This window comes from Pseudomonas sp. FSL R10-2189 (genome assembly GCF_009600325.1).
Classification (GTDB): domain Bacteria; phylum Pseudomonadota; class Gammaproteobacteria; order Pseudomonadales; family Pseudomonadaceae; genus Aquipseudomonas; species Aquipseudomonas helleri.
Window position 1 is genome coordinate 1 of record NZ_WIVZ01000015.1, and the last position, 12,160, is coordinate 12,160.

General features: G+C 52.4%; 10 protein-coding genes and 1 pseudogene. 5 read left to right on the top strand and 6 right to left on the bottom strand.

The window, feature by feature from the left end; all coding sequences use genetic code 11:
* A pseudogene (locus GHO32_RS26480) lies at positions 1-588 on the top strand (hypothetical protein); the annotation flags it as partial.
* 461 nt (positions 589-1,049) lie between these two features.
* On the opposite strand, the gene GHO32_RS12600 reads toward GHO32_RS26480, so the two are convergent.
* From GHO32_RS12600 to GHO32_RS12615, 4 genes are all read right to left on the bottom strand, one after another.
* The gene (locus GHO32_RS12600) at positions 1,050-1,700 is read right to left on the bottom strand and encodes a hypothetical protein (RefSeq protein ID WP_153338391.1); all 651 of its coding nucleotides are present in this window, start codon (positions 1,698-1,700) and stop codon (positions 1,050-1,052) included.
* 199 nt (positions 1,701-1,899) lie between these two features.
* On the bottom strand, positions 1,900-2,592 hold the full coding sequence (locus GHO32_RS12605; RefSeq protein ID WP_153335657.1) for a response regulator: 693 nt from the start codon (positions 2,590-2,592) through the stop codon (positions 1,900-1,902).
* 197 nt (positions 2,593-2,789) lie between these two features.
* On the bottom strand, positions 2,790-3,578 hold the full coding sequence (locus GHO32_RS12610) for a VacJ family lipoprotein (RefSeq protein ID WP_278940663.1): 789 nt from the start codon (positions 3,576-3,578) through the stop codon (positions 2,790-2,792).
* A complete protein-coding gene (locus GHO32_RS12615) occupies positions 3,571-4,869 on the bottom strand; it encodes a serine/threonine protein kinase (RefSeq protein ID WP_048368585.1) in 1,299 nt (432 codons plus the stop codon). The genes GHO32_RS12610 and GHO32_RS12615 overlap by 8 nt, the downstream gene beginning before the upstream one ends.
* A 233-nt stretch (positions 4,870-5,102) precedes the next feature.
* Between GHO32_RS12615 and GHO32_RS12620 the strand changes: the two genes are divergently transcribed.
* Positions 5,103-5,471, top strand: a complete 369-nt coding sequence (locus GHO32_RS12620) for a hypothetical protein (RefSeq protein ID WP_153335659.1) — start codon at positions 5,103-5,105, stop codon at positions 5,469-5,471.
* A gap of 77 nt (positions 5,472-5,548) precedes the next feature.
* Here the strand turns inward: GHO32_RS12620 and GHO32_RS12625 are convergent, their stop codons facing one another.
* Positions 5,549-7,090 carry a glycosyl hydrolase family 17 protein gene (locus GHO32_RS12625; RefSeq protein WP_178113885.1) on the bottom strand — a complete coding sequence of 514 codons (1,542 nt, stop codon included), beginning with the start codon at positions 7,088-7,090 and terminating at the stop codon, positions 5,549-5,551.
* Positions 7,091-7,370: 280 nt separating this feature from the next.
* Here GHO32_RS12625 and GHO32_RS12630 point away from each other — a divergent pair, with 280 nt between their 5' ends.
* From GHO32_RS12630 to GHO32_RS12640, 3 genes are all read left to right on the top strand, one after another.
* Complete coding sequence (locus GHO32_RS12630) at positions 7,371-8,225, top strand: glycine betaine ABC transporter substrate-binding protein (protein WP_153335660.1); 855 nt, start codon at positions 7,371-7,373, stop codon at positions 8,223-8,225.
* Positions 8,226-8,447: 222 nt separating this feature from the next.
* A complete protein-coding gene (locus GHO32_RS12635) occupies positions 8,448-8,759 on the top strand; it encodes a DUF485 domain-containing protein (RefSeq protein WP_153335661.1) in 312 nt (103 codons plus the stop codon).
* Positions 8,756-10,414, top strand: a complete 1,659-nt coding sequence (locus GHO32_RS12640; protein WP_153335662.1) for a cation acetate symporter — start codon at positions 8,756-8,758, stop codon at positions 10,412-10,414. The genes GHO32_RS12635 and GHO32_RS12640 overlap by 4 nt, the downstream gene beginning before the upstream one ends.
* Positions 10,415-10,668: 254 nt before the next feature.
* On the opposite strand, the gene gltA is transcribed toward GHO32_RS12640, so the two are convergent.
* Positions 10,669-11,958: a citrate synthase gene (gene gltA / locus GHO32_RS12645; RefSeq protein ID WP_153335663.1), complete on the bottom strand. Its 1,290-nt coding sequence runs from the start codon at positions 11,956-11,958 to the stop codon at positions 10,669-10,671.
* Positions 11,959-12,160: the final 202 nt, after the last annotated feature.

The window sequence follows — 12,160 nt, forward strand, 5'->3', positions numbered from 1 at the left end:
GAGCTTACATTTTCTAAGATCCTCGACTCCTTTTCCAGCCGGTCAGATTTTTTCTACACCCTTAAATGCGAAGAGCCCATAAAGCTGGATTACGATAAGCAGGGTCGAGAAGTAGCAAGAATATTTTACCTTAATGGAGTTGAGCAAACACTTGTGCAGGACTATGACGAGGTCGATAACTTGTCGTCCAGAACCTTGAAAGAAGGTGATGTTATCATCAGGCAAGAAACCTATGTCTATGACGTGCGCAGTCGACTCGTATCTTATGAATGCACAGGTACTCAACCGCCCGAGGATCCGCATGGCAGATCGATTAATTCGCAGTATTTTACGTTCGATGCATTGGATAATATTACTCTCGTAGACACTATTTACACGGACGGCACGTACCTCATGGCAGAATATGCCTTTGATAATACCGACCCTGTTCAGTTGTCTTCTCTGACTTATACCTTTAATGGTGGGGTGCCACAGACCACATTATTTACTTATGATGAAGAGGGCAATATGACCAGTGATGAGTTAGGCCGTGTTTTGGAGTATGACCCATTGAACAGGTTGTCTAGCGTGAGCCTCATTTCTTCCTGAGTTCTCTGATGGGTTTCAGTATTATATAAATTTATCGGTTTTAGCCCGTGGCGTGGCTAAAACCGATTTTATTGGTAAAGCCTGAGCAGGTATTGCAACCTGCGCTGGTTTGGTGTCAAATATTTAAAGTTCTGCTTAGATAGCGCCTATTAAGTATCAATACGATTGTTGAACAGGCTGGTTATCGGAACAAACAGAGGTAGCGTTACAGGTTGTTGATCTCTGTAAAGCGGCAACCACTTACGCATTACGTTAACATTGTTGCCGTGACTGATGGCGACAGTGGATATGCATGCGCCGAGTTGTAGGCCTTTCTGGACAACGTGGGCTTTTAACGATAGGGATAATAACTTCTGTTAAGCATTTAAGGGCTATGGCGTCTGCTTTAAAAAGACGGACGCCATTGCCCTTGAATGAGGAGATCTGTAGAGGGTCAACTGTTCGCGTACTTTAAGAGGTTATTACAGCGCTCGAACATAACCACAGGTATACGTGCTGGAGGCTTTTTCATCACATTTACCATCGTTGTCGCACAGGTGGCTTCGCCCAATCATGATTTGCCCTGCTGGGCAGGATTTTTCATGGTCATCTTCTGGGAATTTCAATACGGTTCCTGGCCTTAATTTTTGAACAACACCGTTTATCGAAAATGCACTGCAACGATAGTAAGTCGATCCGTTTTCATCATCTTTATGTTTAATGCCTGTCATGAGTGTACCTTCGGGGCATGTGTATGTATGGCCGCTTGGTTTGCCTTCATTAATTGCACTGGACCAATTGCCGTAGGCATCGTCTCCCTTTTCAGGTTCTGGGGTTTTGTAGTTCGACATAGTGCCTGCAACGCCGTAAGGGGCGTAGGCGGAGCAAACTATAACCGGGTCTGTATTCTCATCTCCATGTCGAGTGCTTTTAATCATGGCTTCATTAGAATTGCACGTCTTGCCGTAGTCACTGCTGGCTTTAGTTTTTCCCGCGACATCACTAGCAGATGGGGTAGTTGATTGGGGGGAAGATACTGCCATGGCGTGTGAACTAACAGTCAAGGCCATCGCGCTCGCTATGAATAGGCGCATAAGGGGAGGTGCTGAGTTTAGAAACAAGGATTTAGGCATTTTCATTTCCTGCTAGGTCACGTTGAGTTTGCCGATTGACTACCGGTCTTATCACCTTACGTTTTAACTCCTGTAGGGGGTACTAGCAGTTCTGATAGGTAGGGGCCTCATGTGTATCTATCGACGCTTAATGTTAAATGTTTTCTTCAGGCTTTAGTCTTGGGATGATTCTTTTATGCATTTAAAGTGCTGGACGGCGCTATGGTGCATATGCGTTGCTTGCTAATTCATGGGCTACGGTATAGCCGACGCCTATTAGATGTGCGTTAGCAGCCAGTTCACTCAGGCTTCGCAATCCCAGCTTGTGCATGGCGGTCCGTTTTTGGCGGCTGATAGTTTTTTCGCTTCGGTTGAGTCGTTTTGCTATTTCACGGCCCCCTAAACCCTGTCCATATAAGCGCACGACTTCTAATTCTTTAGCTGATAGCGATTTATGGGCTACTTCGCCTATTTTGGTAGTTGCCAGTGACGCGCAGAAACTGGAACTCACATAACGTTTACCCTTAAGCACGCAGGCTACAGCATTGTCGAGCTCATTAAGAGGCCGATGTTTATCGAATGCCCCGCTTATCCCTAAGTTCAGTAATTTACGGAGCATGATCTGATTGTTAATCATGGTCATGATAATTATTTTTGTTTTTTCGAAATGCTTACGAATATGGCTGATTAGTTTCAATCCATCGGGAAAGCTCCCGCCCGGCATTGACAAGTCAGTAATAATTAGATCGTAGGTGTCATTTTTTAAAAGATTTAATAACGATCCGGTGCAAGATGCCTCGATAATAATGCAGTCGCCGGGTTTGAATAAAGATTCCAGCGCGGTGCTCGCGCCAAGCAATACGACGGGGTGGTCGTCGGCAATAATTATTTTTAATGGGGGGGGAGAATGCATTAATTCAATCCTTCAGCAAGACGCGAAAGGATTACGTTATCAAAGAAACGATCATATGCTCTGTAAGTTGTTTCCTTAATAAAGGTGCAATGATCTGTGCCTACGGATCTTTAGAGATTATTTTCTGTAGGATTTATTTCCATTCAAACTGGCTGAGTCGTGCGCCGGGCCGTGTCTCAGCCACCTTTATAACTGGCTTATTCCGTAATTTGCAATTTCCTTGCCTCGGTATAGATATAGCGCAGCTTGTCGTACTCAAAAGGCGAGTCGAACTGCCCGTAACGGAAGCTGGTGTTGTAGCGTTTATCGATGGCTTGCAGCAGCCAGATTTCCGGGTGGCGCGAGCTTTCGCGCGGTACGTTGAGGAAGTTGATTTCTCGATTGGCGCCGTAGTCGACCACCAGCCCCGTGGTGTCGCGCAGGTTTGATGGGCCCAGGATCGGCAGCATCAAATAGGGGCCGTCCGGTACACCATAAAAGCCCAAGGTTTGCCCGAAGTCTTCGCTCTGGCGCGGTAAGCCCATGGCGGTAGCAGGATCCCACAGGCCGCCAACCCCCAGCGTGGTGTTAAACAGCAAGCGTGCAGTTGTTTTCAAGGTGCGGTCGCCTTTGAGCTGCAGCATGCTGTTAAACAGGTTGGGTACATCACCCAGGTTATTAAAGAAGTTGGTGACACCGGTGCGAACAAAACTGGGGGTGACATAGCGATAGCCGTCGACCACTGGCAGGAACACCCACTGATCGAAGCGGTAGTTGAAGTGGTAAATGCGCCGGTTAATCGACTCCAGCGGGTCATATACATTCAGCGCGTCCATGGTGGCGCGTTCGAATTCACGCTGATCGAGGCCTGGATTGAACTTCAACAGTTTCAGGGGTTGAGTAAAGCCATCAACGTCGTGTGTAGGTTCGATGTTGGCTTTGCTGTCGTCTGCCTGGGCGTAGCCGGCACTGAGTAGGGCGGCGAGAAGCACGAGATGTTTAGCCACGGAAGAACTCCAGCATGTCTTTGGTGTTGACGCGGTAGTTGAGATTGCCGCAGTGGCCACCATACGGGTAGACAGTCAGGCGGTTGCCGAAGGTCTTGCGCAAGAAACCCAAATCACCAGGGCCAAGGATGATGTCGTCGGCATTGTGCATAACGGCAATCTTGGGGCTGTTTTTCAAATAGTCCTGCAAGGCATACAGGCTGACCTGGTCGATCAGTTGCAACAAACTGCCGCCATCGGTGCGGGCGCGCCACATCGGTATGACTTGTTCGGTGAGGTAGCAATCGAAGTCGCACAGCAGTGAGCGCTTAAGAAATGGCGTCAGACTGGTGCCTTCGGTAATAGGGTAGTTGGGAGGCGTAATCAGGCCACGACGGTTGATCAGGTCTGAAGTAAACACGATGTCGGCGGATGAAAACCGGAACATAGTGCCAATCAGCATTGCCATCTGTTCGTTGGTCAAACGCTCTTTGGAGTTCTGCAAGTCGTAGACCAGAGCGCCATTGAGATCGACGTAGCCTTTCTGCTTGAAGTACTCGGTGAGCTTGTTCAGTACCAGCTCATAGAACGTGGTGCTGCTATTGATGCCTTTAACTTCCGTTTGTACCAGCTTGTCGAGGTTGCTGATGGACGTATACAGGTTCACCGGCGGGTTAAGCATCAAGACTTTCTTGAAGTTGAAGCTTTTGCGGGTTTCGTCCAGGTGGCTGACGAAGGCCGCGTCCAGTGCGCCAAGGCTATACCCCGCTAGGTAGTACTCGGTCACCGGCACATTGGCTTGTTGGGCGCGAACCGCTTGCATGACGTGATACAGGTCTTCGGCATCGTATTGGCTGATACCGGGCGTAGCAAAGCGTGAAGCCGCGCTCATAAAGTCATAGCTGGTTGGCGACGACAGCTGCACAACGTGATAGCCCGCTTGATAGAACAGCTTTTTCAAAAACTCGTTGAGGCTACTGTCGTAGGGCGCCCCTGTACCGGCGATCAAAAAAATCAAGGGGGCGGCGTGATCTTGCTTGGCGATTCGGTAGGTGAGCTTTTTCACTGCCCAGAAGTTGGCCGGCAAGGTGAACTCGCGCTCTGGCCGCAGCTTGAGGGTGTAGTCCGATTGGTTGATGTCATCTTCACTGGGCAGCAATGGGCGCATTTCCGGCGGGGTTGTCGCAATTGTGGCTTCGAAGGGGTTGGTCAGGGGGTAGCCATAAGTGGCGGGGTCGACATCGACCGCTTGTGCGGACGCACTCAAAATAAGGCCGCACAGCAAGGCGGCAAAGGGTAGAGAACGAAGCATGACGACTATCCCTAATAAAGTGCGGAAAATGATTCGCAGGCTATGACCACAGGGCTACAGTCGAAGTGCCATTGTCTGACACAAAATACATCCCCCGGGCAGAAGAAAGCAGGCAATGAACTACCAGAAGATACACGTTGAATGACTTTAGTGAACAGTTATCTGATTGCAAGGCTTGCATACCCCTAAAGGGCGATTAAGCTGGGCGCCGTTTTTGCCTATTGGAGTTTTGTATGCACCCTCGTTTGCCGTGGATCCTGCTGCTTATTGTCTTGCCATTGTGGCTGGCGGCCAGTTATGGCCTGCGTTACGGCTTGATGGAAGACCCGCAATGGGTGGGAACGTGCGTTGCTGAGGCCGGGCGTTGGGAATGCCAGTTGCGCTCAAACCTTGGCTGGTTGATTCACTTCAGGGCGTTGGGCTGGGCGGCGTTGGTGACGTCGGTGCTGGCTTTTTTTGTGCCGGGACGTGTTGGCAATGCACTGGCGGTGTTGGCGTTGCTGTTTGGCTTGCCGGCATTGGCGCTCTACAACGCCAGTTTGGCGGTCTTTGCCGTGGTGATTGCAGGGTTGCGGTTGGTTCGGGCAAAACCGCAAAAATAATCCAGACCAGGAGCGAGCTGCGATCTTTTTAAAGATCAAAAGATCGCGAGGCAAGCTCACTCCTACAGATTTTTCGGTTATTGACGGCGGCTGCGCCACAACGCAATGACCATCAAGACACTGACCAAGGCCCATACCCAGGCTTGTTGGTTGTTAAGGCCTTCGCGGTACAGTTGCAGCGGGATGCCCGCGCCGATGATCAGCGCCAACAGACTGAGTTCACGTCGTGGTCCGCTCGCCGGATGCAGCAGGTAAACCAAAGCTGGCAGCACCAAGGCGGCACTCGGAAAGCTGCGATAGCGGGGTTCAAATACCAGGCCCAACATCATGACCGCTGCGGCAAACCCTGCGGCCGCGATCCAGCACCCTGCATGACGCTCAAGCACGTTGAACAGGCGCTCACGCCAGCCCTGTTGTTGCCCCAGCGCCAACGCGCCGTGGGCGAGCACAATCAGATTGAGCACAATCAACAACCCGGCCCATGTCCATTCTTCGGTAAAGCGACTGGTGACTGATGCCAGTTCGGCCCATGCCACCAAACTACAACCCGCCACGGTTCCCAAGGCCGGGAGCAACAGAGCCGAGCGCGTGCTGTGTACGCGTCCACCGATCAACAATGTGGCCGCAAACAGGGCGATGCCCAGTCCCAGCCAGGCTGGCCAATGGGGCAGGTTGGTTACGGGGCCGGCGAGTATGCCTTTGTCTTGACGATCGGCATCGAACAGCCCCCAGTAACCGCCTACTGCACCCTCACTGGCACGCTTCCAGGGTTGATCGAAGGCTTCGATCAGGTTGTATTTCCAGCCGTTTTGTTCAGCCAGGGTGACAAAGCCACGAATGAATTTGGCTTCGTTGACGCGGCTCGGCAGGGCGGTTTCGCGCTGGCGGCCTTCGCTGGGCCAGCCAGTCTCGCCGATCAGGATGTCTTTATCGAATTTGGTGCCGAATTCCTCGCGAACCTGGGCGACGTGGTTGACGGCCTGATCAATACCTGCAGGGTCGTCTTCCCAATACGGCAGCAAGTGGATGGTCAAAAAATCTACCGCCGGAGCGATTTCAGGGTGTTGCAACCAGAATTCCCACACATCGGCGTAGGTGACAGGTTGTTTGATCTGGCTTTTGACCTGTGTGATCAGCTTGACCAGTTGGGGGGCAGTGATTTCTTTGCGCAGCAAGGTTTCGTTGCCGACAATCACGGCGCTGATGACATCCGGGTTGTCATTGGCGTTGGCGATCAGTGCGTCGACCTCTTTTTGGGTCTCTACCGGATTGCTGCTAACCCAGGCGCCACTCATCATCTTCAGGCCATGTTTGCGGGCCAACTGCGGGAGTGCTTCAAGCCCGGCCTGGGAATACGTGCGAATGCATTCAAAGCGTGTCGCCAACAATGCCAGGTCCTCATCCATGCGTTCTACGCGAGGTACGAAAGGCTGGTCGAACGGGGACTGGTCTTTGTCGAACGGTGTGTAAGACGCACATTGCAGTTTGTGCGTAGGGGTAGCGGCATCGGGCAGGATGACGGGCTGGCCCAGGCCATACCAGAAACCGGCAATGGCACACACGCCCAGCAAGCAGGCAAGGAGGTAAGGCAACACAGGGAAGCGGGCAGTCGCGGACATGGTCAGGCCGTATGGGAGCAAAGCCGCGCATCTTACCTGCAATCAATAGCGCCTAGCGCGTCCGTATAATTTTGTCATGCAATGTTCAGGTGGGCGTCTGAGTAAAGTGCTTTCGGTCAGCGGTGGATGTCGTTGATGGTTGGTTGGGCGTCGTCGTCAGAGCAGGGCACTTGGCAGGCGAGGCCGATTATCAGGGGCATGTTATGTCGGGGTGTTGATAAAGCCCTGAAACCTGATGTGGTCCGGCACTCGTCGGGCCCGGCACGGCGAGGAATCATAGATGAAGATGCGACGACTCTTGAGCGCGGGAGCTGCCTTGGTGCTGGCGATGAGTGCGGGGTGGGCGATTGCTCAGACCAAGCCCACCCTTAATATCGGTTATGTCGACGGTTGGTCTGACAGTGTGGCCACAACGTTCGTGGCCGCAGAGGTGATCAAGCAGAAGTTGGGTTACGACGTGAAATTGATGCCGGTAGCCACGGGCATCATGTGGCAGGGCGTGGCCACCGGCAAACTCGATGCAATGTTGTCTGCCTGGCTGCCAGTGACCCACGGCGAATATTGGACCAAGAATAAAGACAAAGTAGTGGATCTCGGGCCCAACTTTAAAGAAGCAAAAATTGGTTTGATTGTGCCTGAGTATGTAGAGGCCAAGTCGATTGCTGATTTGAAGGATGATAAAGGCTATAAAAACAAAATCGTAGGGATTGATGCCGGGTCGGGCGTCATGTTGAAAGCGGACGAAGCAATCAAGGACTACGGTTTGAATTACAAATTGCAAGCCAGTTCGGGTGCGGCCATGACCTCTGAACTGGGGCGTGCATACGCTAAAAATGAACCGATTGTAGTAACGGGCTGGGTCCCGCACTGGATGTTCGCCAAGTGGAAGTTGCGCTTCCTGGATGATCCAAAGGGCGTGTTTGGCGCTGCAGAAACTGTCAATAGTGTCGGTAGCAAGGACCTGGAAAAGAAAGCACCCGAAGTTGAAGCGTTCTTAAAAAAGTTTTCGTGGAATTCCAAAGACGAAATTGGTGAGGTCATGCTGGCTATTCAAGAGGGTGCCAAGCCAGAAGCTGCTGCCAAGGAGTGGGTTGCCAAACACCCTGAGCGTGTCGCCGAGTGGACAGCTAAATAATCGCGAAGCGTCTAGCTCGCAGCACACAGAACCGCCCGGTTTAATTGCCGGGCGGTTTTTCTATTTTGAGCACTGGCCAAATGATGTCGTTATTCGCGCAGGCTAGAGAATACGGGGGCTGTAGGGGTTTTCGGTTCTACTACTAAAGTCGTCTGGCTTAGAGGTCCAAGCCCCCTAATAGTGAAACCGTTACATCTCTTCTGTGCTGCGAGGACAAAAATAATGAACGACAGCATTTACCTCTCGATTCAAAACAGCCCGCGTTTCAAGGAGCTGGTCAAAAAAAGAGAACGATTCGCCTGGATTCTCTCGGCGATCATGCTCGGTTTATATGCCGCCTTTATTCTATTGATTGCTTATGGGTCGCACATCATGGGGGCCAAGTTGTACCCCGGCTCCGCTATTACCTGGGGAATACCGATTGGTGTGGGGCTGATTTTTTCGGCCTTTATTCTGACCGGTATCTATGTCCGTCGGGCTAATGGCGAGTTTGATGCGCTTAACACTGCAATTCTCAAGGAGGCTGAGCAATGATCGGGCGTCTATTGGCAGCACTGGGCATTGCAGCCTTGGCTCCCTCGGTTTGGGCGGCTGATGCCCTGACCGGTGAGGTGCAAAAACAACCGCTTAATGTCGCGGCGATCATTATGTTCGTCGTGTTTGTGGGCGCCACTCTGTGTATTACTTACTGGGCATCGAAACGCAATAAGTCGGCCGCGGACTATTATGCGGCGGGTGGCAAGATCACCGGTTTTCAAAATGGCCTGGCGATTGCGGGCGACTATATGTCTGCCGCATCGTTTTTGGGTATTTCCGCGCTGGTTTATACCTCGGGCTACGATGGTCTGATCTATTCGATCGGCTTCCTGGTGGGTTGGCCGATTATCTTGTTCCTGATCGCAGAGCGTCTGCGTAACTTGGGCAAGTACACCTTTGCTGATGTCGCTTCGTATCGCTTGGGTCAAACCCAGATCCGCTCGCTGTCTGCCTGCGGTTCGCTGGTGGTGGTGGCGTTTTACCTGATCGCGCAAATGGTGGGTGCGGGCAAGCTCATACAATTGCTGTTCGGCCTGGATTACCACGTTGCGGTGATTCTGGTGGGCATCCTGATGTGCCTGTATGTGTTGTTCGGCGGCATGCTGGCAACCACATGGGTGCAGATCATCAAGGCGGTGTTGCTACTGTCTGGTGCGACGTTCATGGCTGTGATGGTCATGAAACACGTCAACTTTGACTTCAACTCACTGTTTGCCGAAGCGGTAAAAATTCACCCTAAAGGTGAAGCGATCATGAGCCCTGGCGGTTTGGTGAAGGATCCGATTTCGGCATTCTCCCTTGGCTTGGCGCTGATGTTTGGTACTGCTGGCCTGCCGCACATTCTGATGCGCTTCTTCACGGTGAGTGACGCGAAAGAAGCCCGTAAGAGCGTGTTCTATGCCACCGGTTTTATTGGTTATTTCTACATCCTGACGTTCATCATCGGTTTCGGCGCGATCATTCTGGTGAGCACTAACCCTGACTTCAAAGACGCTGCTGGCGCTTTGCTGGGCGGTAACAACATGGCGGCTGTGCATTTGGCGGACGCGGTGGGCGGTAGCATCTTCCTGGGCTTTATCTCGGCCGTGGCCTTCGCGACGATTCTCGCGGTGGTTGCAGGTCTGACCTTGGCCGGTGCTTCGGCGGTGTCTCATGACCTGTACGCCAGTGTGTTCAAAAAAGGCAAGGCCAACGATAAAGAAGAAATTCGCGTCTCCAAAATCACCACCGTTGCTCTGGGCGTGCTGGCGATTGGTCTGGGTATCTTGTTCGAAAGCCAAAACATCGCGTTTATGGTGGGCCTGGCGTTCTCTATCGCGGCGAGCTGTAACTTCCCGGTACTGCTGCTTTCGATGTACTGGAAAAACCTCACCACACGCGGCGCCATGATCGGCGGCTGGCTGGGTCTGATCAGCGCGGTTGGCTTGATGATCTTGGGCCCAACCATCTGGGTGCAGATTCTGCATCATGAAAAAGCGATCTTCCCTTACGAGTATCCAGCCTTGTTCTCCATGATCATTGCGTTCGTGGGTATCTGGTTCTTCTCCGTGACTGACAAATCCAAGTCGGCTGCGAAAGAGCGTGCGCTGTTCTTCCCGCAGTTTGTACGTTCACAGACGGGTCTTGGGGCGAGCGGGGCGGTAGATCACTAACCCAGCGGCAAGTTGTTAGCTGCAAGCTGCACGTCAAATCAAATCCCTCTGTCGTAAGGCAGGGGGATTTTTTATGTCTGCGAGACATGTTTCGTACCCTGTAGCGAGCTTGCCTCGCGATCTTTTAAAGATCAGAAGATCGCGAGGCAAGCTCGCTCCTACACGCAGTGTTTACTGCGCACAAAAAAATACGGCCTCTACCAGGTAGAGGCCGTATCGGCAGCAGCTAAGACGCTATCGTGGTATCAATGGTCTTATTTGCGGTCTTCAAGCTTGCTGAAGTCACGCGACTCGTAGCCGGTGTACAGCTGGCGCGGACGGCCAATCTTGTACGGGCTGGAGAGCATTTCTTTCCAGTGCGAGATCCAGCCGACAGTCCGCGACAGAGCGAAGATTACGGTGAACATGCTGGTAGGAATGCCGATCGCTTTGAGGATGATCCCCGAGTAGAAGTCGACGTTCGGGTACAGCGAGCGCTCGATGAAGTAAGGGTCGGTCAGAGCGATCTCTTCCAGGCGCATGGCCAGTTCGAGTTGTGGGTCATTTTTGATACCCAGCTCTTTCAGTACTTCGTCGCAGGTCTTTTTCATCACGGTGGCGCGTGGGTCGCGGTTTTTGTAAACGCGGTGACCAAAGCCCATCAGTTTGAATGGATCGTTCTTGTCCTTGGCCTTGGCGATGAATGTGTCGATGTTGGACACATCGCCAATTTCGTCGAGCATGGTCAGAACAGCTTCGTTGGCGCCGCCGTGAGCCGGGCCCCACAATGCCGCGATGCCTGCAGCGATACACGCGAACGGGTTGGCGCCCGAGGAGCCTGCCAAACGTACGGTAGAGGTCGATGCGTTCTGTTCGTGGTCGGCATGCAGGATAAAGATCTTATCCATGGCCTTGGCCAGTACCGGGCTGATCGGTTTGATCTCGCACGGTGTGTTGAACATCATGTGCAGGAAGTTTTCGGCGTAGCTCAGGTCGTTACGCGGGTACATCATGGGTTGACCCATGGAGTACTTGTAAACCATGGCGGCCAGCGTTGGCATCTTGGCAACCAGACGGATCGCGGAGATTTCGCGATGCTGCGGGTTATTGATGTCCAGGGAGTCGTGGTAGAAAGCCGACAGTGCGCCGACCACGCCGCACATGACGGCCATCGGGTGAGCGTCACGACGGAAGCCGTTGAAGAAGGTCTTCAACTGCTCGTGAACCATGGTGTGGTTCTTCACGTTGCTGACAAACTGAGCCTTCTGTTCTACCGTCGGCAGTTCGCCGTTCAGCAGCAGGTAAGCTGTTTCCAGGTAGTCAGAGTGTTCAGCCAGTTGTTCGATCGGGTAGCCGCGGTGCAGCAGGATACCGTTATCACCATCAATATAGGTGATCTTCGACTCGCAGGATGCAGTCGACATGAAGCCTGGGTCGAATGTGAATCGGCCCGTGGCCGTGAGGCCGCGCACATCGATTACATCGGGACCAACGGTGCCAGTTAAAATGGGCAGCTCGACGGGGGCAGCGCCCTCGATGATCAACTGCGCTTTTTTGTCAGCCATGTGGCCTCCTATTTATGCTTGAAATCATCAGACAGACCCCCCACGCAGGGCCCGCACCACTATAGTTAGATAAATTTGAATGTCAATTTGCCTAAAGTCTTGCTGTACAAGGCTTTCAGGAGTCATTTTTCTCGAATATCCCCGCCGTTTACGCCTTTTATGCCAAGAGTGCAATGCTCTATTAGAGGGAGGTGATTGCGTT

Excerpts from the sequence above, each read along its gene's own strand:
- GHO32_RS12635 (WP_153335661.1), top strand. The coding sequence starts at position 8,448 with ATGAACGACAGCATTTACCTCTCGATTCAAAACAGCCCGCGTTTCAAG.
- GHO32_RS12615 (WP_048368585.1), bottom strand. The coding sequence starts at position 4,869 with ATGCTTCGTTCTCTACCCTTTGCCGCCTTGCTGTGCGGCCTTATTTTG.
- GHO32_RS12605 (WP_153335657.1), bottom strand. The coding sequence starts at position 2,592 with ATGCATTCTCCCCCCCCATTAAAAATAATTATTGCCGACGACCACCCC.
- GHO32_RS12620 (WP_153335659.1), top strand. The coding sequence starts at position 5,103 with ATGCACCCTCGTTTGCCGTGGATCCTGCTGCTTATTGTCTTGCCATTG.
- GHO32_RS12630 (WP_153335660.1), top strand. The coding sequence starts at position 7,371 with ATGAAGATGCGACGACTCTTGAGCGCGGGAGCTGCCTTGGTGCTGGCG.
- GHO32_RS12625 (WP_178113885.1), bottom strand. The coding sequence starts at position 7,090 with ATGTCCGCGACTGCCCGCTTCCCTGTGTTGCCTTACCTCCTTGCCTGC.
- GHO32_RS12640 (WP_153335662.1), top strand. The coding sequence starts at position 8,756 with ATGATCGGGCGTCTATTGGCAGCACTGGGCATTGCAGCCTTGGCTCCC.
- GHO32_RS12600 (WP_153338391.1), bottom strand. The coding sequence starts at position 1,700 with ATGCCTAAATCCTTGTTTCTAAACTCAGCACCTCCCCTTATGCGCCTA.
- gltA (WP_153335663.1), bottom strand. The coding sequence starts at position 11,958 with ATGGCTGACAAAAAAGCGCAGTTGATCATCGAGGGCGCTGCCCCCGTC.